Origin of the sequence: Bradyrhizobium sp. dw_411 (genome assembly GCF_018449695.1) — a bacterium.
In the GTDB taxonomy this organism is placed as follows: domain Bacteria; phylum Pseudomonadota; class Alphaproteobacteria; order Rhizobiales; family Xanthobacteraceae; genus Bradyrhizobium.
Map to the genome: position 1 here is coordinate 495,700 of NZ_JAAVUY010000001.1, position 24,683 is coordinate 520,382.

General features: G+C 56.2%; 19 protein-coding genes. 9 read left to right on the forward strand and 10 right to left on the reverse strand.

The annotated features are described in order from the left end of the window. Positions 1-10: 10 nt before the first annotated feature. The 5 genes from HB676_RS02370 to HB676_RS02390 all read right to left on the reverse strand — a co-directional run bounded on the left by HB676_RS02370 (position 11) and on the right by HB676_RS02390 (position 6,976). Positions 11-472 carry a hypothetical protein gene (locus HB676_RS02370; protein WP_213736032.1) on the reverse strand — a complete coding sequence of 154 codons (462 nt, stop codon included), beginning with the start codon at positions 470-472 and terminating at the stop codon, positions 11-13. Positions 473-1,451: 979 nt separating this feature from the next. Continuing rightward, complete coding sequence (locus HB676_RS02375) at positions 1,452-2,555, reverse strand: AAA family ATPase (protein WP_213736033.1); 1,104 nt, start codon at positions 2,553-2,555, stop codon at positions 1,452-1,454. Positions 2,556-2,832: 277 nt separating this feature from the next. Beyond that, positions 2,833-3,171, reverse strand: a complete 339-nt coding sequence (locus HB676_RS02380; RefSeq protein WP_213736034.1) for a hypothetical protein — start codon at positions 3,169-3,171, stop codon at positions 2,833-2,835. A 178-nt stretch (positions 3,172-3,349) separates the two neighbouring features. Further along, positions 3,350-4,402, reverse strand: coding sequence for an ABC transporter substrate-binding protein (locus tag HB676_RS02385; protein ID WP_213736035.1), 1,053 nt, complete (start codon positions 4,400-4,402; stop codon positions 3,350-3,352). A 213-nt stretch (positions 4,403-4,615) separates the two neighbouring features. Then, entirely contained in the window at positions 4,616-6,976 is a 2,361-nt protein-coding gene (locus HB676_RS02390) for a TonB-dependent siderophore receptor (protein ID WP_213736036.1), read from the reverse strand. 410 nt (positions 6,977-7,386) lie between these two features. On the opposite strand from HB676_RS02390, the gene HB676_RS02395 reads away from it, so the two are divergent. The 3 genes from HB676_RS02395 (at position 7,387) to HB676_RS02405 (ending at position 11,600) form a co-directional block, all read left to right on the forward strand. Further along, entirely contained in the window at positions 7,387-7,884 is a 498-nt protein-coding gene (locus HB676_RS02395) for a LysR family transcriptional regulator (protein ID WP_213736037.1), read from the forward strand. A 136-nt stretch (positions 7,885-8,020) separates the two neighbouring features. Beyond that, positions 8,021-9,688, forward strand: coding sequence for a sulfotransferase (locus HB676_RS02400; RefSeq protein WP_213736038.1), 1,668 nt, complete (start codon positions 8,021-8,023; stop codon positions 9,686-9,688). Between the two features lie 40 nt (positions 9,689-9,728). Further along, positions 9,729-11,600 (forward strand): tetratricopeptide repeat protein, encoded by a 1,872-nt coding sequence (locus HB676_RS02405; protein ID WP_213736039.1) that lies wholly within the window; start codon positions 9,729-9,731, stop codon positions 11,598-11,600. A 41-nt stretch (positions 11,601-11,641) separates the two neighbouring features. On the opposite strand, the gene HB676_RS02410 is transcribed toward HB676_RS02405, so the two are convergent. Together HB676_RS02410 and HB676_RS02415 are read right to left on the reverse strand one after the other, a co-directional pair. Further along, positions 11,642-12,106 (reverse strand): hypothetical protein, encoded by a 465-nt coding sequence (locus HB676_RS02410; RefSeq protein WP_213736040.1) that lies wholly within the window; start codon positions 12,104-12,106, stop codon positions 11,642-11,644. A 59-nt stretch (positions 12,107-12,165) separates the two neighbouring features. Beyond that, positions 12,166-12,630, reverse strand: a complete 465-nt coding sequence (locus HB676_RS02415) for a LysR family transcriptional regulator (protein ID WP_213736041.1) — start codon at positions 12,628-12,630, stop codon at positions 12,166-12,168. A 452-nt stretch (positions 12,631-13,082) separates the two neighbouring features. On the opposite strand from HB676_RS02415, the gene HB676_RS02420 reads away from it, so the two are divergent. The 6 genes from HB676_RS02420 to HB676_RS02445 all read left to right on the forward strand — a co-directional run bounded on the left by HB676_RS02420 (position 13,083) and on the right by HB676_RS02445 (position 20,645). Next, positions 13,083-15,446: a TonB-dependent siderophore receptor gene (locus HB676_RS02420; RefSeq protein ID WP_213736042.1), complete on the forward strand. Its 2,364-nt coding sequence runs from the start codon at positions 13,083-13,085 to the stop codon at positions 15,444-15,446. A 41-nt stretch (positions 15,447-15,487) separates the two neighbouring features. Then, positions 15,488-16,567 (forward strand): ABC transporter substrate-binding protein, encoded by a 1,080-nt coding sequence (locus tag HB676_RS02425; RefSeq protein ID WP_213736043.1) that lies wholly within the window; start codon positions 15,488-15,490, stop codon positions 16,565-16,567. Between the two features lie 111 nt (positions 16,568-16,678). After that, positions 16,679-17,785, forward strand: coding sequence for an AAA family ATPase (locus HB676_RS02430; RefSeq protein ID WP_213736044.1), 1,107 nt, complete (start codon positions 16,679-16,681; stop codon positions 17,783-17,785). Between the two features lie 412 nt (positions 17,786-18,197). Beyond that, positions 18,198-19,256 carry an iron ABC transporter permease gene (locus HB676_RS02435; RefSeq protein ID WP_213736045.1) on the forward strand — a complete coding sequence of 353 codons (1,059 nt, stop codon included), beginning with the start codon at positions 18,198-18,200 and terminating at the stop codon, positions 19,254-19,256. After that, complete coding sequence (locus HB676_RS02440; RefSeq protein ID WP_213736046.1) at positions 19,249-20,064, forward strand: ABC transporter ATP-binding protein; 816 nt, start codon at positions 19,249-19,251, stop codon at positions 20,062-20,064. Before HB676_RS02435 ends, HB676_RS02440 begins: the two co-directional genes overlap by 8 nt. Positions 20,065-20,387: 323 nt before the next feature. Continuing rightward, the gene (locus HB676_RS02445) at positions 20,388-20,645 is read left to right on the forward strand and encodes a hypothetical protein (RefSeq protein ID WP_249780009.1); all 258 of its coding nucleotides are present in this window, start codon (positions 20,388-20,390) and stop codon (positions 20,643-20,645) included. Positions 20,646-21,347: 702 nt separating this feature from the next. Here the strand turns inward: HB676_RS02445 and HB676_RS02450 are convergent. From HB676_RS02450 to HB676_RS02460, 3 genes are all read right to left on the reverse strand, one after another. Continuing rightward, positions 21,348-22,037 carry a hypothetical protein gene (locus HB676_RS02450; RefSeq protein WP_213736048.1) on the reverse strand — a complete coding sequence of 230 codons (690 nt, stop codon included), beginning with the start codon at positions 22,035-22,037 and terminating at the stop codon, positions 21,348-21,350. Between the two features lie 225 nt (positions 22,038-22,262). After that, a complete protein-coding gene (locus tag HB676_RS02455) occupies positions 22,263-23,225 on the reverse strand; it encodes a hypothetical protein (RefSeq protein ID WP_213736049.1) in 963 nt (320 codons plus the stop codon). A 183-nt stretch (positions 23,226-23,408) separates the two neighbouring features. Further along, positions 23,409-24,458 (reverse strand): hypothetical protein, encoded by a 1,050-nt coding sequence (locus HB676_RS02460; protein WP_213736050.1) that lies wholly within the window; start codon positions 24,456-24,458, stop codon positions 23,409-23,411. Between the last annotated feature and the right edge of the window lie 225 nt (positions 24,459-24,683).

The window sequence follows — 24,683 nt, forward strand, 5'->3', positions numbered from 1 at the left end:
CGTGCGGCTGCTAATTGGGCCCCGCGGTCAGAAACCGTTCCGGTGCCGTATTCTCATCGGTAAAAATAGCTGCCGTCAGCGGCCGTCCAAACACGGCCCCGGTGTCGAGATTCATACGGTTCGGGCGTTGGTCCGGCAGCCCACCACGGATCGGAGTATGTCCATGGACGATCAAGCGGCCATAATCCCTCCCGTCCGATAGAAACGGCTCGCGAATCCAGAGTAGATCGTGCTCGTCCTGTTGATCAAGCGGCCGGTCTGGATGGACGCCAGCGTGAACTAAGAAGCGCCGACCATCATCATAGAACTTTGGGAGTGATCGCAACCAGGCTTGGTATTTGTCGGGAATGTCGACCGCTCTCGCTGCGCGAAAGCTGCGCAGTGTTTGATCTCCGCCGTTTCGAAGCCACCGTGCCTCGTTCATTTCACTTTCAATTGCCGCGAGCAACATAGCTTCGTGGTTACCCAGCAAGCAGATAATCTCATCTCATCAGGTGACCACTTTTGAAGGGCGATCAAGAGATCAAGAACGCCGCTACTGTCTATGCCTCGATCGATGTAGTCGCCAAGGAAGACGAACCGGCTTCGTTCCTCAGCAGTCGGGTCTGGCCGACGAGATCATCGTGTTGCTGGAAGGTTGATTACTCTCCATGGCCGGGCTTGTCCCGGCCATCCAAGTCTTTCTCGCTGCTGCCACCATAAGAGATGGATGCCTGGGACAAGCCTGGACATGCCCGGGCATGAAGAAACGCGTGAGACAGGATCAATCTCCCAGCCCCCACCGATCAGGACCAACGCGATCGTGGTGCTGATCGCGCCTTGCGAGGCACGGTCACTCATTCAAATCGAGAGAATTATCTAGCGGTTCTTCTTTTAGAATGTTCGGCGACGCGCTCTCGACCACGGGTCAATCGCCTTGGACAAACGAATACGCTGGCTCCGAAGCCCAACAACCGGCCGATTGGCGGCTCTGCCTGAACCGATAGTCTTAGCCTTCTGACGGATCCATGCGACATTTCAACGCCACCCACGGCTTGTCGGCGTAGTCGCCAGTTGTCCCAAAGGGGACTGTTGTGAAGAAGACGTGCGCGACCTCGCGTAGCGACGCGGATAGCGGCCGAGCGTCAGCGACCCTAACATCAAGGCGACCAATAGGACGATCAAGCAAAGCGAGAGCAGATCCAGTCGGCCCTGATTTCCATTCGGCGGGCGTCCTTACGAACGATGTCACGGCAGGCACTCCAATAATCCGACGACGATCATGAAGGGCATCTGTATCATTGGAGAGATGGCACCTTTCTCTGACGGGCGATTCATGTCGGACTTTCGGACCGTCCGCCCACCGCTGATCTGCGTCTTCTCGGTTCAAGAAGAGATCTTTGCGAGCCTAAGGGACCGGGCGCTACGCTGATCGCCGCCAAGACGAAGCTCCTAAGTCTTCGGGCATTGCGTCATACGGCATTTGCGTTCCGCACCCCGCGATTGATTTCCCCTCCGCTGCTGGCGGCGTAAAGTTCCGCCAATGGCGTCGGTGTGACCACTGTCACGTCTGATCCATTCGCACGCAGCCAACGATTGGCCGCCTCCACGGAAAGTGCTCCGAACTCCATTTCCGTAAGGCACCGGCCCGGACGGACGACTGCCGGATGCATCGTGCTGAGCGGTTCGTTGGTGGTGATCAGCACCATGACGTTAAGACCCTGTCCCATCAGGCCATCGGTGAGATTGAGCAAACGGGAAAGACCTTGGCCGATCATGGCCCGCGCCTCCGTCGTCATCAGCTCGCCGGCATCCTCCAGAATAATGAGTTTGCTGCGCTTGCTCGCTTGAGCCCCAACGCGTCCGCCGCCGAAACGCGCGACCTGGAACAGATAAGTCGGCGCTCCACCGACGAAGCGCTCGGCGTCCGTGATGAATGCAGGGTCGCACCAAGACTGCCATTCGCGCAAAAGCGCGCGCAACGCATGCGTCTTTCCCGTTCCTGGTTGGCCATGCCAGAGGATCAGGCGTGCTTTCGGACATGACTTGAGCGCGAACAACCGCTCCATTCCCTTCGCGACATTGCCGTCGTAGTTGCCTGACAACTCAGCCCAACGGGGCGCCTCCAGTCTACGCATGAACGGCATCGGCCGCTTATCGGGGTCGGCCGCCCAGAACGTAACCGGCACCTTGGCGGTCTCTTCGCCGCTCTCAATCTGCTTGAATAGGGCGGCGGAGGTCCGTTCGACCGCCTCAGCACTGTTTCCAGCCGTAAAAATCTCGGCCCACCCGTCCACGAGTTCGACAAGAGAAATCAGATCGGTGTCGTGCCGCAGGATCAGGCTCTTTCGCTCGCCTTCCCAGCTCTCGCTGGCGTAGAGCACCTTTTTGAACTCACCCAGCAAATCGAGCGACCAGCTATCGGCTGTCAATTTTTCATGAACGATGTGGCGGAGCGGCTTTCCCTGGACTTCCCGGAAGAAGAACCCCACCGGATTGTCATGAATCCATGGCTGAACGCGCCAGTAAACTCCTGCTCCCGCCATATTGCCGCTTTCGGGTATGCTTTTTTCCACGGTATTTATCCTCACATGACATAGTCGAAATTGAAGGTTGGCCAAAAACCTCCATGAACGTCAACGTCCGCTTGTAGTGCCTTGGCCCGGTCAAGAAAATTCTGTACGTAAGCTGGATTGCTGAACATCTACACGTGGCCCGCGGGCGCCTATCTGGCAATGGCGACAAACGTGCGCGCAAGGAAGAGCATGCTTCGATGGACAACGCCCAGCTGGAGAACAAGCCTAAAACCATAGATGCTCTGACCGGTTCCTCGCGCCGAGCCAAAGCCGCCTATTACTGAGGAACACACTTTACCCGATCGATAATGTATCCACAGGCGTCGCCCCCGCCATTGTAGAACCTCTGCACTTCCCCTTCGACGCGCATATGTTTGCTGGCGCAAAAATCATGAGCGGCGTTGTCGTCGGAAAAGATTGGATTTGCCTTCGCAAAATTGCAATCGCGCCAATAGTCGGGCTTGGGCAGCATACGAAGCGCTTTCAAAGCTCCAGCACACCCGCTGGGCCCACGATATTCCCCAATGCAGCCTATGAAATCCGCAGCGCGGGAAATTCCACTGAGGCTCAACAGAATTACAAATGCAACTACCAAAGTTGGGATCTTTCGTGTCATGGGAGCCTTCCTCTTATGAGACCAACGTGTGCGAACCGTGATGTGTCCGTCTCGATTAAGCCGCATGGCATGGCATGGTGTGGTAATGACGGCAGTCTGGGTAAGGAAGAGTGTTGGCTTCGTGGGGCAAGGCCTTGACCGATCCAGGCGATCGTTCCCATTGGTTATCCTCCTGATCTCATTGGCTTGCTCCAAATCTCGCATAGCCAAAAGAGTGGGCGTTCTTCTTCAGATGCAGAACGGCGTCGATTTCATCGTCGCTGAGGCTGCGGCCATAAGTATTGCTGTAGACGGTGCGATAGACATCGCGCGCCATATGAGGCACGACCGGATGAAGAATTTCAGCCAGCCAGAACGATAGCGCGGTCCCATCGACCGGTAGGTTGAACATTGACGTGTGCGGCATCAGATAAACGCGCTTTTCACGGACTGCGCGCAACGACTGCCATACCGGATTGCTATAGATGTCGGAGATGTCACCATCGTCGACAAAGCTTGGCACGAGGATAATATCCGGCTCATAGAACAGGATTTGTTCGAGCCCGACAGGACCGCTAGCGCCTAGGTCACCGGTCAGGTTCTCGGCGCCGAGGCCTTGAAGCAACGGACTGAGGAAGTAGTCCTTCCGGCCGATCCAGGTCGATGCGCTGTCATTCGGACTGATGATCAACACCCTGATTGGTTTCGCGTGCGGCAGTCGTGCCCGCAGGGCTTGCTGTTGCGATTGCGCATTCCGCCAAAGCCGCGTCGCTCGTGGTTCGTCGCCCAGAAATTTGCCGATAAGCTCCCAGATCCGTTCGGCAGAGCCCTCCTTACCCTTCAATTCAAATTGGACCAAGCCAGCATATCCGGTCGCGTCCAACGCGTCCGACTGAACGCGCCAAGCAAGAACGGCATCTGGCTCAAGGCGCAAGACCAGTTCGGGATCTGGAGCGGCTCCGCCGAGCGACAGCAGCGGCAGTTCCGCAAGCCGCGGAAAGACAAAATGGAAAGCGCCGCTGTCCTCATTGCGCCGAACAATGTTGGAAACCGCCCGGACGGTGTCCGTACCACCTGCGACGGCTGCGTAAGGTGATAGTACCGGCGCGAGAACTGCAACGCTTCGCGGTCGCCTGGTTATATCCGCGGTGTGTCCGCTCACATCGGTGCCCGGCCTGGGCGATCGATTCGCCGGCACGCGGGGCGGAAACAGGCCGATCCCCGCGCCGAGCAGAGCCAGGATGATGACCACGCCTGTACTCAAACGGCTTGTCACAATTTTCGTATTCCTCTACGCACAACGCTTGGCTCGTCACTGCCATCAAAACGAAGCAACCTAGGAAGGCTTGCCGAGCTGCATCTTCATGGCTCTCTCCGGGCGCGTGAGTTCCACTCACATGATGACGTCGATTAGTTGGGACGAAATCCGCTTCTAGGCTCGCCTCATTGATCAGAGCGTCATCCGTCAGAACTTGATCGTCCCCGAAAAGGCGATGGTTCGCGGAGCACCCACGAAAGTGTTGTTGATCCAGTAGGCGTGATTGGTGAGGTTTTTGACACTGAGGCGCCAAATCGATTCCTGGCCGGCCGGAAGCATGGTCCGGTAGCGCAGGCCGATGTCCTCGGTCACATAGGGATCAAGCCACACCACATTGACGGCATCCGCAGGCGACTTGCCGACATAGTAGGCGCCGCCGGTAAGGGTCAAGCCGCGCAGGAACGGCAAGTCATATTCTAGTGTCACCTTAGCAAAGTTATCGGCCACGTTCACCGGTTGCTTGTTATCGTCGATAGCAAGGGCGGCCTGCTCGACTTTGGCATCCATTACGGTGACGCCGCCCAGGACGCGCAGCCCAGGAAATATGTTGCCCGTTGCGGTCAGTTCGACGCCCTGATGAATTTCGCGGCCGTCCTGGACAAAAGTTGGTAGCCCGACTGGATTGGCCTGCGCAAACTGGTTTGCCTTATTGATGTTGAACCACGCCGCCGTCAGTAGGACGCCACCGACGTCGGCCTTGGCGCCAATCTCGTATTCCTTGCCGAGAAATGGCGGCAGAATTTGACCGGAATTGGTGAAACCCGGCCCTACATTCTGCCCGGGCTGCAGGGATTCGCTATAGGTGGCATAGGTCGTAGCCCACGACACCGGTTTGTAGATCAAGGAATAAGTCGGAGTCAGTTTTGACTGATTAATTGCCGACTGCAGTACGTACGGCGGAAAGACGGTCTGGAAGTTCTGTTCACCGATTGTCGCGTAGTTCCCGCCAAGCAGCACCGACCAATGGTCGTCGAATTTTATGCTGTCGCCGATCACGAGATTGGTCTGCATATCCGTAGACGACCTGAGTAAAAACTGTCCGAAATTTGGAGCGGTTGGCGTGAGGATTGGCGGCCCGGCGGTATAAACGGGTCCTTGGCTGATATTGTAGAGGGTATTGGTAGAAGTTGAGAACCCGGCCCCGGACCCTAAATAGTTGGTCGTTTGATTGCCATAAGCGCCAGCCGTTATCTTATGTTGGATGGCGCCAGTCTGGAACTCTGAGTCCAGAAAAGCATATTCCGAGTGGGTTACTAAGAGCTCTCGGCCTTCGAGGAATATATTTTGGCGATATTGGTTGGGAAGAGCGAGAGTCGGAGCAAAGAAATTTAGAACGTCGTAAGGTAGATTCAGTGTGTCATGCTCGTATGCATAAGCAGTCCTGACTGTAAACACGTCGTTTAGTTTTGAATCGAACTTCACTTCGAGACGATCGTTTTTGAGGTCGGCAAGGGCCCACGGCTGAGTCCAAAGCTGGGCGGGGTTGGGTACAGTCTTATAGTCGAAGTTACTCGCTCCGTTCGCTAACGTGTTATTGAGCCAATTCGCTCCAAAGGTCTGCGTCTGATCGTGATGCGAGGCGATAAGTTCAAGCTTCGTGTCAGGGGTGATGTTCCAATCGAAGACGCCGGTGATTAGGAATTTTTTTTCTTGTTGCGGGGCGGCTGGCAATCCGCCGTCCTGTCCGACAATGTTTAGCCGGTAGCCAAATGTGCCGTAATCGAAATTCTTGAGCGGGATCGGTCCGCCGGCATCGAGATGGACATAGCCGGACGTGTATCCGTAGTCGCCTGCTGTGACGCTGTAATAGGGAACAGGGGTCGGTTTCTTGTAGACATAGTTGACCATGCCACCAACATCGACGCCCCCGTACAGAAAGCCGCTCAAACCAGTGAGAATTTCGACCCGTTCCTTGTCCTCAATTGAATCGGCCCCTGTGTTAAAAGTGGGGATCCGCAAGCCGTCGATGGAGTAGGAGAAGTTCTGAAACCCCCGCAGATTTACACGCGATTGGCCTAGATCTGTGTCAGGGGTGGCCACCTGAACCACAGGACTGATTTGGAATACGTCCGTCGTAGACCTAGCCTGAATATTTTCCATCATCTCGCTAGAAATGACGTTGACGGAATACGGCGCATTGAGAATCGACACCTGCCCGAACGGCCCAAAATTGCTGATGGTGCTCGGTTTATATCCCTGCGCCTCACTGCCTTCCCGCGTGCGGTAGGCCTGCGCCGCCGCAGCCTGCTGCGCCGCAGCAGCTGCAGCTTCTTGCGCCGCTGCGCCATTTGCCGGCGCGCTTCGACGTGTCGCCCGGCGCGTTCGTCGCGGTTTCGCCCCCTGACCTGAAGGTGATTCCTGAACTGTTGCGTTAGGCCGTTGTGTCGGCGGTTGGACTATGACGGGCGGCAACCCCGGTTGCGGCTGCCGCTCCTGGCCCATCGCCTGCCTGGATACGGCCACGCTCATCGCCGTGGCGCAAAGAAGCGCGGCGCGGCGCGCCTTCATCGATCTCGACACTGAATACCCCCAAAGCTCGGTTCTCGCGTTGACGGGGCCGGGTACTGAAATCAAGCGCGCACATCCATCGATGCGAACCGCTCTTTAAGAACAACCCCCACTACCTCGCCTCGCCGTCATTGCGGTGAGCACCCCCGTGCACACCGCTATATCAGGAGAGATATGACGGACGCTAATTGTTCCCAATATTGTGTCAAGCACAATATTGGAAATGATTCTGGACGATCTTCGGCTGGCCGGCAGTCAGTCAATAGATCTGCCTTTCGGGAAGGAGCATCCTACATCGCGTGGGCTGCCCCTTTGCTCAGCGCCTATTCCGCTAAAGCTGCGATACAGATCAGAAAAAAGTGCTACTCACGTTACTAAGATCTGGCACGCAGCTACTTGGGGATGTGCAAATGGGAATCTTCTTTTCCTTCAACTTGGACTTCTGTCAGGGAAGCTATGGGGTGGGCATCCAGCGTGCCAACATCTTGGAAGCCATCGACCGGTTTGGGTCAATCTCAGCCGCGAGCGTCGCTGTCGACATTACTTTTAATCGGACGTGGCGCGTCATTCGCACCCTCAACTCGCTATGCGACAAACCGTTCGTTGAAACGCGACGAGGCGGCAGAACGGCAGGGGCTTTTCTTACCCCGCTAGGTAAGGAAGTCTTGACGCGTTTTCGGGAGATTGAGCGGGTCATCAATGAATCGACCGCGCCATATTTTCGTGAATTGGAGAAGGTCGTTGGGATTGACAAGGCGCCCACCGTGATACCTCGCTACGCCCAAATCATCGATCCAAGCACCACTCCAGCGAAGAAAAAATCCGCCCAGCGGCTCAAGAGCAAGCAAGGCGCGAAGAAAGCTGTTAAGAAGTTACCCAAGTCATCTCGTCGGGAACATCGACGTTGATTGACATCCGACGGACTTGAGGCGTATCGCGCCAGAAAGAGCCCATCTCGCATGCTACGTTCGGCTATGCAGACATGGGAATGCCGGCACCACGATAACGGGGATTGAGCACCCAAACGCTCATGGCATTATTCGTATGGTAAAAGCCACACCCAACCTGTCACAGGCCTTCAGTCGCGCTATTTCGGCGTACAATGCAGGCATACTCTTTGAGGCCGAGCAAATATGCCATCAAATCATAAGCGTCAGGGATGATATCTTTGATGCGTTTCACCTCCTTGCGGTTGTCCAATCAAGGCTGGGCAAGAACGACGCTGCGTTGGCGAATTACGACCGCGCTCTCAAGGTGCAGCCGGATCATGCTGAGGCGCTGTCCAATCGCGGCGTCACCCTGCATGAGCTAAAGAGATTCGAGGAGGCACTGGCGAACCACGACCGCGCGCTCGCGGTGCGGCCGAACTATCCCGAGGCGCTGTGCCATCGTGGCGTTACCTTGCATGAGCTGAAACGGTTTGAGGAGGCTCTGGCGAGCTACGATCGCGCGCTTACCGTGCGGCAAGACTATGCTGAGGCACTGTCCAATCGCGGTGTCACCCTGCGTGAGATGAATCGATTTGAGGAGGCGCTGGAGAGCTATCACCACGCGATAAAAGTGCAGCCGGACTACGCCGGGGCCCACAACAATCTTGGTTTGGGACTGAGGGAGCTCGGGCGCCTGACAGAAGCCCGTGTAGCTTTCAAACGGGCCATCGAGCTGGCACCACGAAGGGCCAAATACCAGCGCGACTTGGCGGAGATCACCCGTTACGTCGAAGGGGGCTTGGATTTGGCCGCATTGGAGAAATTGGTCAACGACAGCGCCCAGCTTCCCGTCGGCGATCGGATCGAACTTCATTTCGCATTGGGCAAGGCTTATGAGGACTTGGACCGCCATGCGGAAGCCTTCACCCAATGGCTAGACGGCAATGCCCTCAAGCGTCGGCAGATCACGTATGATGAAGCCGCTACGCTAGGCTTGCTGGATCATATTCGCGCAACGTTCACGCCCGAGCTGATCCGGAAGAGACAAGGTGTCGGCAATCCTTCGCCGGTCCCAGTTTTCATCGTCGGTATGGTCCGATCGGGCTCAACACTAGTCGAGCAGATTCTTGCTAGCCACCCACACGTATGTGGAGGTGGAGAACTGATGCTTTTTTCCAACGTCGTGCAAGGCAACCAAACGAAGTTCGGCGCGGCTTTTCCGGAGTGCGTGGCGGAAATGAAAGATGAGGACTATCGCGATCTCGGCACGCGCTACCTCGCTGAACTCGAGCGACTTGCCTCTAGGGCTGTTCACATAACTGACAAGATGCCTAGAAATTTCATGTTCGCAGGCCTCATACATCTGGCGCTGCCGAATGCGATCATCATCCACACCCATCGCGATCCGGTCGATACCTGCTTATCCAGCTTTTCAATGTTGTTTACGGCGGAACAGAATCACACCTACGATTTGGCTGAGCTCGGCCGGTATTATCGCCATTACCATGCGCTCATGGCGCACTGGCACTGTGTGTTGCCGCCCGGCCGCATCCTCGACGTTCGCTATGAAGACGTGGTGGCCGACCTGGAAGGCCAGGCGCGGAGGATCGTTGCCCATTGCGGGCTAGATTGGGACCCGCGATGCCTTGCCTTTCATCAAACGGAGCGGCCGATCTTTACCGCGAGTGCTGCGCAGGTGCGCCAGCCGATCTACAGTAGTGCTATCGGACGCTGGCGTGTGCACGCGCAGTCTCTCGCGCCTTTACTCGCTGAGCTGGGGTAGGCAAGTATTCTCCTGCACACAAAACGCACGGTATTGTTCGATGGCAAAGCTCACATTTAACCTATCGCACGCGTTCAGCCGCGCTATCTCTGCGTACCACGGAGGGAAGTTCCTTGAGGCCGAGCAGGTATTCCAACAAATCATAAACACCGATCCAGACCACTTTGAAGCGATTCATCTTCTCGCGGTCGTTCAATCGTGCCAGGGAAAAAAGGAAACGGCGCTGGCTAGCTACCGGCGCGCACTCGAGGTACGACCGAACCATGCCGAGGTGCTCTCCAATCGTGGCCTCACCCTGCATGAGCTACAGCGATTTGAGGAGGCGCTGGCGAGCTACGACCGCGCACTTGCCGTGCGGCCGGACTTTGCTGAGGCGCTCTCCAATCGCGGCGTAACTCTGTATGAGCTGAAGCGGTTTGAGGAGGCGCTGGCGAGCTATGATCGCGCGCTTGCCGTGCGGCCTGACTACGCCGAGGCGCTCTCCAATCGTGGCTACGCTCTTCAAGAGTTAAAGCGGTATGAGGAGGCGCTGGCAAGCTACGACCGCGCGATTGCAGTGCGTCCGAACTATGTCGAGGCACTTTCCCATCGCGGCGTTACCCTGCATCAGTTGAAGCGGTTTGAGGAGGCGCTGGCGAGCTACGATCGCGCGCTTACCGTGCGGCCGGATTATGCTGAGGCACTTTGTAACCGTGGCCTTACCCTGCAAGAGCTGAAGCGATTTAAGGAGGCGCTGGTGAGCTATAATCGTGCGCTTGCGCTGCAGCCACACTATGCCGAGACGCACAATAATCTTGGCTTAACACTGCTGCAGCTCGGACGCTTGGCGGAAGCACGTGCGGCTTTGCAGCGAGCTGTTAAGCTTGAACCACGCAAAGCCAAGTACCAACGAGACTTGGGCGACATTGCGCGTTACGCCGCCGGGGATCCGCATCTACAAGCCTTGGAAAAATTAGCCGCGGACAGCGCCACGCTTCCGGTCAGCGACCGGATCGAACTGCATTTCGCGTTGGGCAGGGCCTATGAGGATCTGGGGCGGCATGCGGAAGCCTTCACCCGATGGCTGGATGGCAATGCGCTCAAGCGTCGGCAGATTGCGTATGATGAAGCCGCCACGTTGGGCATGTTCGATCGTATTCGCGCGGCGTTCGCGCGTGAGCTGGTCCGCGCGAGGCACAATGCCGGCAACCCATCGTCGGTTCCGGTGTTCATCGTCGGCATGGCGCGATCCGGCTCAACGCTGGTTGAGCAGATTCTTGCCAGCCACCCACAAATATGTGGTGGCGGTGAACTGACGTCTTTCTCCAACGCCGTGCAAGGAATCCAAACGAAGTTTGGCGCGGCTTTTCCGGAGTGCGTGTCGGAGATGATCGATGAGGACTATGCCAATCTCGGCATGCGCTACCTCGCCGAACTAGGGCGGCTTGCCCCCGGCGCCATCCGCATAACCGACAAGATGCCGGGAAATTTTATGTTTGCGGGCCTCATCCATCTGGCGCTCCCGAACGCGATCATCATCCATACTGCGCGAGATCCGCTCGACACCTGCCTGTCCTGCTTTTCTATATTGTTTACTGCGGAACAAAACCACACTTACGATTTGGCTGAACTTGGTCGGTATTATCGCCATTACTGGGCACTGATGGCGCATTGGCACCGTGTATTGCCGCCGGGCCGCATCCTCGACGTCCGCTATGAAGACGTCGTGGCCGACCTGGAAGGCCAAGCGCGGAGGATCGTTGCCCATTGCGGGCTAGACTGGGACCCGCGATGTCTTGCTTTCCATCAAACGGAACGGCCGGTTCTCACCGCGAGTGCAGCGCAAGTACGCCAACCGATCTATAATAGCGCGATCGGACGCTGGCGTCTGCACGAACCGCTCCTCGGGCCTCTACTCGCAGGGTTGGGATAGACAACTCATCTTTTTAACCCGTTTCTTCGCTTCTTCTTTTTTTAATTGTTTTTCCTGGTCTTGGGCCGCGACATGGGCTTCTTCTTCCGCGCAATGGTGTCGGGATCGTTGATCTGGAGATAATTTGGTACAGGCGGCTGAGCATGGGGGTCGAGCCCGACCAGTTTCTCGAATTCGACGAGGTGTGGTTCAAGTGCCTCGTTGGCCACCCGCTGGATTTCGCGGAACTGCGCCAACACCTCCTTGCCAAGTGGAGTCAGAAACGCTCCGCTGCTTCGGCCAGTCCGCCGAATCCCAATTAAAGGCTGCTTGTCGGACAGCTTGTTTATTGTCTGAACCGCCGCCCAAAGTCGGCGAAAAGTAAGATTGATGGAGAGTGCGGCTGCCGAGATGGAACCGAAGCGGTCGACGGCCTCTAATATGTTAGCGCGGTGCGGCCCTATGGACGTGGATTGGTCATCTACGTCACCGAAGTCAATTTGAAGAAACATCCAGATCGACGACATCAGAGCGCTCGAAATTTGTAGGATCCACTTATTGAGATCTGGCGATCGAAATTCTAATTCTACGTTTTCCTCTTTATGCCTGTAAATTTCTTTATTCTGGTAGCAGGATTTTTCTTCGACGCTTGAATGGTGTTTGGATCGGCTATTTGGGCGAAGCGCGGTATAGGCGGCGGGGCTCCAGGGTCTGCCCCAACCAGTTTCTCGAACTTGCGGAAACGCGTTGCAAGTGCTTTGTTGGCAACCCGCTCTATTTTTCGGAAGTGCGCCAGTACTTCCCTTCCCAGCGGGGTCAGAATGGCGCCGCTACTACGACCGCTTCTTCGAATCTCGATCAGCGGCTCCTCGAATAGCGAATTGAGGATTTGGACAAGTGTCCAGAGCTGGCGAGAGCTGAGATCCACGGCGGGCGCCGCCGCAGAAATAGAACCGAAGCGGTCAATGGCCTCGAGGATAGTAGCTCGAGCTGGACCTATCGAGCCATTGCCCCCCGCAAAATCAAGTCGAAGAAACATCCAAACCGACAACCATAGCTCCTAAGAGCAACGCAGCCACGAAGACTCTTCACTATTTGCAGAGATCGTTGTGAAAAGCCAGCGATGTTCGCCTGATCTCCAGCAAATACGGACGCGTCGCAATTGCAAACAAATCAGCACATTTGAGCTGCGTCCAAAATGCTGGAATACGTCCGTTCTTTGTGACGCGAACGGCGCGTAGTTGCTCTGCTCCCCACAGCCAAGTGACCCCGATGCCTGATAGGGCAATATTTTCGATATGACGGTTGACTTCCTGTCTGACTACAATAACCTCGTAGTATCCTTGTGAACATAACGAAGCAGCCGCAAGTGGCGTTCGCAACATTGGGGGCAAGGGAAGCGGTCGGTTGATTCAAGAGTGATGCACGCTGCATCGGGGGATGCGCGCGCCTGCTCCCAAGCACCGAGTCCGCGTCAATGCGGGAATTGGGCTGGGGGATACAGTGTTTAAATCAAAAACGATGCGCGCGCGGCGCGCCGCGTTTCTTTGCGCCACGGCGATGAGCGTGGCCGTGTCCAGGCAGGCAATTGGCCAGGAGCAGCCGCAGCAACAACCGGGGCTGCCGCCCGTGATTGTCCAAGCGCCAACGCAACGGCCTACCGCAACAGCTCCGGAATCACCCTCTGGTCAGGGGGCGAAGCCGCGACGACCACGTCGTGCGGCACGTCGAAGCGCCCCGGCAAATGGCGCAGCGGCGCGGGAGGCTGCTGCGGCAGCAGCACAGCAGGCGGCCGCCGCGGAGGCCTATCGGACGCGGGAGGGCAGTGAGGCGCAGGGATATAAACCGAGCACGATCAGCAATTTCGGTCCGTTCGGGCGAGTGCCTATTCTTGATACGCCGTATTCCGTCAACGTTATTTCTGCGGATATGCTGGAGAACATCCAGGCTTTGTCTCCCGAAGACGCATTTCGGATCAGCCCGGTGACTCAGGTGCAAACTCCTTACACCAAGACGTTGGACACGTTTGTAAATTTGAGAGGGTTTACGGTAACCAGTCAGGCGATCGACGGCTTAAGGACCGGCACTTTTGGGTCACAGTCGATCCCAGTTGAGGACAAAGAAAGGATCGAAATCATTACCGGGCTGACCGGTTTTCTCTACGGCGGCACTGATGTTGGTGGCGTTGTCAATTACGTCTACAAAACGCCGACGCCCATTCCTTACTATAGCGTCACTCTTGGTGATTACGGCAATACGTCCGGTTATGTCCATCTCGATGCTGGCGGGCCGCTCGACAAGAACGGGACATTTGCTTACCGGCTCAATATCGTTGGACAAGATGGCACATTGCCAGTCGATCCGCAGAAGTTAAAGAGAGGACTCATCACAGGCGTCCTCGATTGGAACATAGCCCCTGACACAAAGTTAGAAATTGTCGGTTCGCACCAGGATCAGACGCTAACTCAGGGTATGGCTTGGTTTACACAGACGCTACCGAGTGGCGCCAGTCTCTTCAATTACAAGACTGTACCCGACCCGGCGAAGTTGTGGGCTCAGCCCTGGGCGACTTACAATGTAATAAGCGACCGAGTGGAAGGAAAGTTCAATTCAAAATTGAACGACGTGTTTACATTAAGAACTGCCTATTCGTACAAACAGGACAAATCGTCACCGCAGACCAGCATTCAGAATTTTTGGGACGATAATAAGGGCACCTATGATCAGTTCATATTCGGGAATGCCGCTACTCGCAGCGTTGCGCATTCGGAATATGGTTTTTTGGACGCAGATTTTGGGACAGGATTCATTCAACACAAAGTGACGATAGGAGTCTATGCCAATCAAGCCACTTACTTCGTTGGCGCCGACTCGGGGGACACAACTTCTACGGACACGTTTTATAATATCAGCCAAGGGCCCGTTTATACGCCACCGGCGAATATCGTGCCGCTCACTTCTTATTTTGGACAGGAAGAGAAGTTATCGACGAGCTTCCAGACCAATTACGTGCTCGGTGATAGCATAAAATTCAATGACCAATGGTCGGCACTGCTTGGCGTTAACTACGCCAATATCTCAAACCAAAATTTCAACAACGCCGCTCCGCCATTCGCATTAACTTCGGCAGTTGATCAATCGAGGGTTAGTCCGACTTTTTCTTTGATCTATAAACCTGTGTCGTGGATTTCGACCTATGCAACCTATAGCGAATCTCTGCTGCCGGGGACGTTTGTCCCGGACCTCCCCGCGATTTATACCAATGCTGGCCAAATCTTGCCCTCTTACGTCGGTACGGAGTATGAGTTCGGCACGAAGGCGAATGTCGGCGGGGTATTGTGGACCGCAGCATGGTTCAATATCGACAAAGCAAACCAATTCGCGCAACCCAATCCCGATCGGACATTTACCTATGTCTCCGACGGCCGCGAGGTCCATCAGGGGCTTGAACTAACAGCGACGGGCAACATCACTACCGGCTTTCGAATCCTGGGCGGCGTGACATTGATGGACGCCACGGTGGTAAAGACTGCCAACCCCGCGACTGACAATAAACGGCCGGTGAATGTTGCGGATCAAATGGCCAAAGCGACACTCGAATACGACTTACCGTTTCTTCGTGGGTTGACCCTGACCGGTGGTGCTTACTACTTTGGTAAGCAGGCCGCAGACGCCATTAACTCTGTTTGGATTGATCCCTTCGTGACCGAAGATATCGGGCTGCGTTACAGAACAACGCTCCCGAGCGGACAGGAGGCTATCTATCGCCTCAGCGTAAAGAATCTCACCAACCACGCATATTGGATGAACAACCTATTCGTCGGGGCTCCGCTAACCGTCGCTTTTTCGGGCCAGATCAAGTTCTGACAGATAGTGGGCCCCCGGTCGTGGTGATAGGGAAATGCATTTTGACTGAGACAGTGACGAGGCATCTCAGTGTGGGCACATTCATTGTTTTGGCCGCGTTCTGCATGGCCAGCGGGTTGTTGCCTCCGCATGTCGACGTCAGGCCAACATCCGCGCCATCGAGTGACGCAGGCAAACCTGTGCATATAAGCGGCTCGTCCAGAGTTGCTGTTCTCGCGCCGGTGTTGTCAACCTACGCAGCCATTGTAGGCAGCTTGAAAAATGTCCGCGCCGTCTCCAAGTACGCGCCGCTGTCCGAGAACAACGGCGCCTTTCGATTCGCCTTCCCAGGGCTTTCATCGCTGCCTGTCCTGTCGGTTATCGGAGTCATCCCTGATCCTGAGCTGGTTTTGCGCTCGGGCCCCGATGCTGTTATCGTCTGGCGCAATCATTCGCGGGCGTTGTATGCTGCCGGATATCCGGGTCTTGTCGAACTCGACTGGACAGGAAAGGACGGGGATGACGAACGGCTCTGGAACTTTCTGGGTAAAGTCCTGAACGAGGGGTCCCGTGCAGTGCGGTTATGCCGCGAGGCGCAATTGCGGCGACAGGCGCTGCTAGCGAGATTGCCGCGACAGCAAGCAGTCACTGTGCTACTCATGAGTCCGCATGACACCGCTTCGGTCTGGATCGGTGGGAAAAACTATTTTCTCAAATCACTCCTTCGAGACCTTCGCGTTGTCAACGTAGCGAGCGATCTTGGTTCCGGTGAGTTTGGTCCGGAGCAAATCCTGCGTTACGACCCAGACATCATCCTCGTACCAAGCGACACCGAAGATGACGAGCTCTCCGACATCTATGGCAATCCGGTATGGCAGGCGTTGCGCGCGGTTCGCGAGAGGCGGATCTATCTGATACCGCATACCTCTCCATTCAACCTGCCGGTCGACGAAACGGCGCTGTTATTCTGGCTCGCCGAAATTTTTTATCCCAGCCTTCCACACACAACGCGCGCGGCCTATTTCTCTGCTTATGCGGAGGGGTACGGCTACAATCTCAGCGATCACGAAATCGATGTTGCCCTGCACCTACGGCAGAATGCGCGCGCCTTCGGATATGAGAGATTTCAGGCAGCACCGTAGAACTGGGAGAAAAGGCATGGGACGCCTATTAGGTCCAGTCTGGGCGTTCTCCATGAAAGCCAACGAGCTTTTCTGCGTGCACCTTCGACCATGTCATTGAGGATGAATACCGTGGAAAAAAACACACCCGAGAGCGGCAATTTGGCGGGAGCGGGAATTTACTGGCGAGTTCAGCCGTGGATCCATGACAATCCCGTGGGGTTCTTCTTCCGGGAAGTCCAGGGAAAGCCGCTCCGCCACATCGTTCATGAAAAATTGACAGCCGATAGCTGGTCGCTCGATTTGCTGGGTGAGTTCAAAAAGGTGCTCTACGCCAGCGAGAGCTGGGAAGGCGAGCGAAAGAGCCTGATCCTGCGGCACGACACCGATCTGATTTCTCTTGTCGAACTCGTGGACGGCTGGGCCGAGATTTTTACGGCTGGTAACGATGCTGAGGCGGTCGAGCGGACCTCCGCCTCAGTGGTCAAACAGATCGACAGTGGTGAAGAAACCGCCGTGGTGCCGATTACCTTCTGGGCAACCGACCCCGACAAGCGGCCGGTGCCGTACATGCGTAAATTAGAGGCGCCCCGTTGGGCCGACTTATCAAGCAACTACGACGCCAACGTCGCGGAGGGAATGGGGCAATTGTTCGCACTCAAGTCATGTCCGAAAGAGCGATTGATTCTCTGGCATGGACAACCAGGAACGGGAAAGACCTATGCGTTGCGGGCGCTTTTGCGTGAATGGCAATCGTGGTGCGACGCCGCTTTTATCACGGACGCCGAGCGCTTCGTGGGCGGCGCGCCGACCTATCTGTTCCAGGTCGCACGTTTCGGCGGCGGACGCGTTGCGGCTCAAGCGAACAAGCGCAGCAAACTCATTATTCTGGAAGATGCCGGCGAACTGATGACGACGGAGGCGCGGGCTACGACCGGCCAAGGTTTTTCCCGCCTGCTCAACCTCACCGATGGCCTGATGGGACAGGGCCTTGACGTCATCGTGCTGATCACCACCAACGAGCCGCTCAGCGCGATGCATCCGGCAGTCCTCCGACCGGGCCGGTGCCTTTCGGAAATGGAGTTCGGACCACTTTCCGTGGAGGCGGCCAATCGTTGGCTACGTGCGAATGGATCAGGTGTTACAGTAGCTAAGCCGACGTCATTAGCGCAGCTTTATGCCGTCGTCGGCGGTGGTAAAGGAACTGATCGGGGTGTACCGGACGCAACGGCCACATGACGCACGTACCGACATGGCTGATCGGGAGCTTCCGGCTGGCGGTGATCGACATAGCATCGTTCCCGCCGTTGCAAAGGTCTCTTCTCCGCCGACGCCGACTCAAGTCATTGATGGGTTGTCACGAAATAGGTCCTGAGGGATCGTTCTCACGAGCCTATTCGCAATTGTGCCGAACGATGACGCAGTCGTTTGATCACCTGCGTTGCGGCGATCCTTGCCTCTCACGAGTAAACAATCACGCTGGCCATTTCGACCCCGCGTTCGATGCCCGCGGAACGCACTAGGGGGCTTAGCCGACCAGTGGAGCCTGACCGCCATTGGTGGCGATGGGGGATTGAGCTTCACCGGGCCGGTCATTTTCCATATTATGGCCCTCGGCTACGTCATCGGCCCAGGTCAGTTTAGGAATTCTATGACATTGTTCGCAACGACACAGACCCATTGGCGATCAGCCGGCCGATCAGACCTGCTCTCGCTGTGCTTGGTTCTCCTGTTGATCGCCCTGATGCTCGCCTCGCTGACTCTCGGGCGTTATCCACTGTCGCTGCGCGAGGTCGCGCACGTGTTCTTCATGACAATTCCTTTTGACGCAACCGGAGATTACGCCGACAAGCCGTGGGTGGTCACGGAGATCATCCGCATGCCGCGCATTCTCCTTGTCACAATTTGCGGTATGGGATTGGCGCTGTCGGGGGCGACCATGCAGGGCGTGTTCCGCAATCCTCTCGTCGGCCCGGAAATCGCGGGTGTCACAGCCGGGGCGTCGTTGGGCGGGGTATCGGCGATCATGCTGGGCTGGTCCACGGCTGCGACGGTCGGCATGGCGTTCGGATCTGGTCTCCTGGCGTTGTTTGCCGCGTTCTCGCTCGCTATGGTGGCCGGGCGCTCCAGCACGCTGGCACTCGTGCTCTCCGGCGTCGTGGTCGGCGGCTTTTGTTCGTCGATCACCGGTTTGTTGCAGACTATGGCCGACCCAAACACCCGGTTGCCGTCCATCATGTTCTGGCTTCTCGGCAGCTTTGTGTCAGCGACTTACGACAAGGTGCTGGTCGTATCTGCAATTACCCTTTTCGCAGGAACGCTGATCCTGCTTCTTCGCTGGCGCATCAACCTCTTGTCGCTCGGCGATGCCGATGCGCGTGCGCTCGGGCTCAATGTCGATCTGCTGCGCTGGGTGCTGATGGCGCTGGTGGCCGTGATCGTGGCGGCCCAGGTGTCCGTTAGCGGTGGTATTGGCTGGGTTGGCCTGATCGTTCCGCATCTCGCGCGCTTGATGGTCGGGCCGGATCACACGCGGCTATTGCCGGTTTCGGCCATTCTCGGCGGCATCTATCTCCTGGTCATGGACGACATCGCGCGCAGCGCCGCCGCTGAAGAAATCCCAATTGGGTTTCTGACCAGCATCGTTGGCACGCCGATATTCGCGTTTCTGTTCTGGCGCCTCCGGGCTCGGAGCTGGACCAATGCTTAAGAGGCATGCCGTCGCGCTGGAAGATGTGGGGTTCTTCTATGACACCGGTCGTTGGGTGTTGCGAAGTTACACGATCCAGTTTCAAGAAGGCGCCATCACCGCGCTGCTGGGTCCAAATGGACGCGGCAAAACGACATTATTGAAGCTCATCATCGGCGCGCTGAAACCGAAGGTAGGCTCAATTGGCGTGCTGAGCGATGTTGCCTACGTGCCTCAAGCCTTCGATACGGCGTTTGGCTTCACGGCGCTCGAAATGGTCGTCATGGGATGCGCCCGCAAGATCGGCCTGCTGTCGCAACCCGCCCGTGAAGATCTGGAACGATCCCAAGAGGCCCTCGGTCGTTTCGGCTTGGCCGATTTCGCGCAACGGCCGTTTCATGAGATGTCGGGCGGCCAACGCCAACTCGTCCTGCTCGCGCGTGCGCTGGTCGCTGAGGCCCCGATCATCGTGTTGGACGAGCCGACATCGGCGTTGGATTTGCGAAACCAAAGCTTTGTGCTCGAATGGCTGACGCGCTTGTCGCGGGAGGACGGCCTGACGGTGATCTTCACCACCCATCATGCTGGGCACGCGCTGTCAGTTGCCGACGACGCGCTTTTGATGCTTGGGGAGGCTGAGTACGCATTCGGCCCAGCGTCCGCGGTGCTGACAGAGCAACGGCTCTCCGACCTCTATGAAATGCCAATCAAGCGCATTCGCGTCGATCATGAAAATGGACAGTTTGACACGATCGTCCCAGTGATCCCGCGCGGGGCGAGGCATGGCAGCGTTTTTGAAGAGCATTCGGATACCGCGGTAAGGAGATGAAAGCAATGCATCAGACCGAGGCAGGCCTACGGATGAACTAGCTAGACAATTCCGCCCGATATTGCGTTCGCAGGCGGTCTTTAGCGCGCAGCATATTGTTATAGGATTTTATCTTTATGCCGCGCGCCGACGCGAGAAATAGCTATTCCAGCTTTCAAAAGTTTCAGGTACGTGCGTATCAGCCATCGGTCTTGACCTCCTTGAGCGAGTAGCCGGTATTGTGCCCCCCTCGTCTTTCGTAAGAATGCTCTGATCGACAAGCTCATTGATGTCGCGTAATGCCGTGTCGGCTGAGCATTTCTCGATCTTGGCATATTTGGACGATGTCAGCTTGCCAGGACAAGGGCAAGCGGGAGCGGACGGTCACGCTCAAGGTGAAGTTCGCTGATTTTGAGACCATCTCTCGCAGCCAATCGTTGCCTGATCCCGTTTCAGATCGGGAAGAACTCGAACGAGTATCGGTGGGTTTGCTTCGGAACCTACTGCCTGTGCCGAAGGCCGTGCGTCTATTGGGAGTGTCGCTCGCAGCCCTCCAAGGGGAAGTGGAGGTGAACGAGAGCCAACTGGCATTTTTACTGTAGTGGGTTATGAGAAGTCGACATGCCCGGAAAAAGTAACAGCTCCCGATTAGGGGAGCTGTTTGACCTTCGCACCTTGCGATTTTATCGGGCTACGCTACGTTTCCGTTGTCCCTCACGTACCGATACCCCTCATCGCTGCTCTGGGAAGACTCGCACGAAGTATCCAAATTTGGTTCGTTCCGCCGGATCCGATATTTACAGTATCGCGAATCTGCATTCAGGGGACGGACTGGGTTGTTGCGAGTATGCTCGATGAAAGTCGGTGTTCTTGTTCACCCGTCATCTGGGTTTTGGCAACGGCCTCGGTCGGAGGACCCGTCTTCCAGGGCCTAAACTGGCCAACCGATCGGGCGCATGGGCCATGTCTAGTGCCGCGTCTGCATTGTGGATGAGGTCTGCGTCACCATGGGCGGTCGGCATGGGCACTCGATAAGTCGCGCTGTGCCAGGCCTATGTAAGCTCAACCTTTGCCTTACCCTTGCCTAAACGTAGGAGCGCCGGGGAAGGGGGAAGGCAGAGGCACGCAGGCAGAGGCACGCAGACAGAGGGGGGCGGGGCGGATAGGGGTCGGTGGCGGCGGAGCAGGCAGGTAGAAGGGCGATGGGCGATATAAATCAAGGTTGCGTGGAAAGTACCGGAACACGGGGTAATGGGTACAGCGATGAACGTACCGCCGCGGTAAAATTTTGGCCGGTTGATGTTTTATGAAGCTAGCTTGTCGGGCCGCACGCGGAGGAAGGAGGGGTGACGGAATCGGTTATTCCGATTCACTTCCTGGCACCTGACCTCGATGACTTGCCCGACCAGCTTTTCGGCCTTGGCTTCAGCCCACAAAACTTCGCGCTCGTAGTCTGAAAAGCCACTGCTTACGTTGCCCATGATTGTCTTGACATAGCCCAGCCGACCAAGATGCTTGCCACGACCTTCTACAACGCCAATAATGGCGACGTCGTAGCTCTCCACTGGTTTTATTTTGATCCAACAGTCAGCCTGACGAAGTACCAAACCCTCATGTTCAAGGTTGTTGACGCGCTTGAGTTGGGCGAGGATTTCATTGGGAGTAGGGTTAGTTAGCGTGCCCCAATGAAGCCGCGCGTCGAGTGGTTCGAGGCCGTACAGATGCATCGGCAGAACGGTCGGGGTGTCGTCTTTCACGGATTTTGTAAGCGTCGCTCTGACGGTGTCGCGAAAGTTTCCGACGAAGATCTCGCAATCGCGAGGCCATCCTGGCTGCCACGATGGGATGTTGTAGAGTGGTTTACCTGCTCGACTAAGCCAGCCTCGCTCCTCGTGCCAGATTGCACGCACGCCGTCTATTTTGATTGTTGCTAGCCAATCGCCAACTAGTGCTTGTTGGTTCCACGAACGTGGCGTTTTGAACGGACCGCCCATCGCGTGTCTCCTGTCGTATGGGAGCTTTGCTTCTCCAACATTCAGTCGACTGGCGGAGCAGTTGCGGCACTGACGTGATCAGCAGTGACGCTGTGTGTGCAAGAGAGAATACTCCGCCAATGAAGCTGATATCTTCTGTGCCTGCTCGCGCGAACGACGAGCATTGTTCATCGAGATAGCACCGCGCGGAGAAAAAAACGTCCAACCCCGCGCGGCGCCAAGCGGTTATATAAGCGCGTCGACTGCCTTGAAGTCGCAGTACCGGGAATGAAGCGATCGAGCTAATTCCTCGTCGCCCGCACAAGCGATGCATTTAGTCAGATCTTCGAATGACACCATATCGAATTCGACTGCCCCGTCGCTGCTAGCGAGATGCTGGCGGTATTCGCTAACTGCATCCCGGACGTGAAAGTTGTAACTGGGTGCGACGATTAAGAAGCGGCCGCAGGTGTACAGACCGTTTAGGATCATCGCCGTTGCAAGCATGTGCTGGCGCCAGAACAGCTGAAGCGGATTAGATCGAAGTGCCGGGTGGTCTGGATCTTTGTAAAGCCCACTCAGACGCGAGAGTTCATCGAATCTTGGACGCAAAGCGGCTGGCGGCTCATGAAGCGTCTCGCTGTATTTTAATTCAATTGCAATGAAGCCATTACGGTGATCCACTGTGTCTACCTTGAGTAGAACATCGAAAGCCGTTCGACAGTTAGTGAAAATCGGATTTTTCCTAGCCGGCGAATGTTCAAACAGGACATTAATGACTTCGCCGACAAAGTCTGGTGCGATTGATTGCATGGTCGCCGTGGCGAGATCGAGATCAAGCTTCATGCCGCCGAAAAAATTGAACACGGCCGGAGAACTCGACAACATATTTGTCCGAAGACGAACTTCCTCCATGAGCGCGCCGTCTTCCCTGTATGCGACCTCTCTTCGGGCCAATCTTGCTATTTCGCTTGAAATGAAGTTTGCGCCTTCATCCGCTGCCGCTTCGCTCAGATAGTTCCCCATCTTGCGTTTCGTGCCTTTTGCAGTCGTGTATCGGCCGATTGGCCAGGAGTGCTCCTCGCGAAAGAGCGCTTGTTTAAGTCGTGAGGCGGATCTGAAGCGATCATCGCCGGTCTCATAGACTTTGTGCTGGCGAAGTGTTTTCGCCGATATGAATGGCACTCGGCCGTAATCCTCAATGCTCATTTTGACCTCTGGTTGCTCACCGCAGGTTTTGCGGCTGCAGAGATTCACTCATCTGGGACAGAAATTGCTGTTTCAATCGATGAATGAAAGGACAGACCTTTTGGGCGGGTGCTGGTAGCACAAACGAAAACCCCCACCGTTGAGGGCGGGGGCTTTTGACGCGTAATGGGCTTTGATGATGCTTCAAGCGAGGTTGGCGAGAGCGGATACCTCATTATATTCTTCGCAAACGGATTTTAAGATAAGCAGACGTTTGCTGATTGAGACCTCAGCATCCAGCGTGCGGATGCTGAGCAGTACCTGTTGCAGGTCTCTAAGATCAATGTTGATCTCGAGTTTCGCTCCCGGAGACAGATTGCATTCGCGGAACTTGCCTTTTAAGGCCACATCATATCTGGCGGACGTCGCAATCGACAGAAGGGAAAGCGAGGGGCCTTGATCAGACTGTTCGAGAACAATTCGGCCCCTATCGGACCCGATGCTGGCGATCAGCACGCTGTTGAGTGCCTCGGTGACGGAAACGTTGAGCGTCGCCTCCATCGCGGTACCCAAGATACGATCGAGTGATTGGAGACGGCCAGCTTTGTTCCAGGAGAGTTCGGTGTTGCCAGATTTGATGAAGACCGCCTGGTCTGTCTCGGTAACGTCGATCGGGCCCTGCATCTTGCCGATGGCGGCGAGTGTGTTGGTCACATTCCGCTTGGGCAGCATGAACTTCAAAGTATCTGGCAGGTTGCCGGACTTATACAATGACACGCCACGCAGATAGCCGCTCTTTGCGGAACCGCCACTGATTTCGAGCCCGTCGTAGGCCTGGAGTTTGGGAGGGCGATTGTCGATCAGGATTGCGGCATAGCGAATCGCGTCACGGAGAATCTGAGCGTCGAGGGTGGCGAGATGACGCGGCTCTTCTTCGTGCTTCTGCCGTTCGACAAATCGAACGGGTGCATTGATCTGAAATGAGGACTCTGGCCCTTGCCACGCTAACGTGTCTTGATCTTTGTCCAATTCAAAGAACAGTTCACATTTATAGTGCTTGCCCCACGAGGACAGAAACCGTTTCGAGATCTCAAAGCTGAGGGTGTCCCCTTCCTTGAGGTCCAGCGGGCGGGCTGGCGTGATCGTCATGGCGATCGAAAAGTCACCGTTCTTGGTCGATTCAGATAGCCGGAGCTCGTCGGTCGAGAGGGTGATCGCGATCGTCTCGCTTGACCGGCTGGGCAAGCTGATCATACGCGCGACCGCCTTTAATTGGTCGCTGTGGACCGCAAACTTCCTCGTGGGCATAGGGGTCTGCGGGAGAGGCTGGTCTTGAAGCATTTGGGAGTCCTTAGAAAGGCATCACGCGAACGTGGATGCTGGGTGGAAAACCCGCCTTCCTAGTCCAAGCCCCTCGTTTTGGCTGGGGCCTGAGCCACCGCGGCTTAGGCCCTCGATCGACCGCTCGGGGTCTGTAAC

Bases quoted from the DNA above. Each gene is read 5' to 3' on its own strand.
- HB676_RS02380 (WP_213736034.1), bottom strand. From the start codon at position 3,171: ATGACACGAAAGATCCCAACTTTGGTAGTTGCATTTGTAATTCTGTTG.
- HB676_RS02390 (WP_213736036.1), bottom strand. From the start codon at position 6,976: ATGAAGGCGCGCCGCGCCGCGCTTCTTTGCGCCACGGCGATGAGCGTG.
- HB676_RS02395 (WP_213736037.1), top strand. From the start codon at position 7,387: ATGGGAATCTTCTTTTCCTTCAACTTGGACTTCTGTCAGGGAAGCTAT.
- HB676_RS02400 (WP_213736038.1), top strand. From the start codon at position 8,021: ATGGTAAAAGCCACACCCAACCTGTCACAGGCCTTCAGTCGCGCTATT.
- HB676_RS02405 (WP_213736039.1), top strand. From the start codon at position 9,729: ATGGCAAAGCTCACATTTAACCTATCGCACGCGTTCAGCCGCGCTATC.
- HB676_RS02410 (WP_213736040.1), bottom strand. From the start codon at position 12,106: ATGTCGTCGATCTGGATGTTTCTTCAAATTGACTTCGGTGACGTAGAT.
- HB676_RS02435 (WP_213736045.1), top strand. From the start codon at position 18,198: ATGACATTGTTCGCAACGACACAGACCCATTGGCGATCAGCCGGCCGA.
- HB676_RS02440 (WP_213736046.1), top strand. From the start codon at position 19,249: ATGCTTAAGAGGCATGCCGTCGCGCTGGAAGATGTGGGGTTCTTCTAT.
- HB676_RS02445 (WP_249780009.1), top strand. From the start codon at position 20,388: ATGTCAGCTTGCCAGGACAAGGGCAAGCGGGAGCGGACGGTCACGCTC.
- HB676_RS02450 (WP_213736048.1), bottom strand. From the start codon at position 22,037: ATGGGCGGTCCGTTCAAAACGCCACGTTCGTGGAACCAACAAGCACTA.
- HB676_RS02455 (WP_213736049.1), bottom strand. From the start codon at position 23,225: ATGAGCATTGAGGATTACGGCCGAGTGCCATTCATATCGGCGAAAACA.
- HB676_RS02460 (WP_213736050.1), bottom strand. From the start codon at position 24,458: ATGATCAGCTTGCCCAGCCGGTCAAGCGAGACGATCGCGATCACCCTC.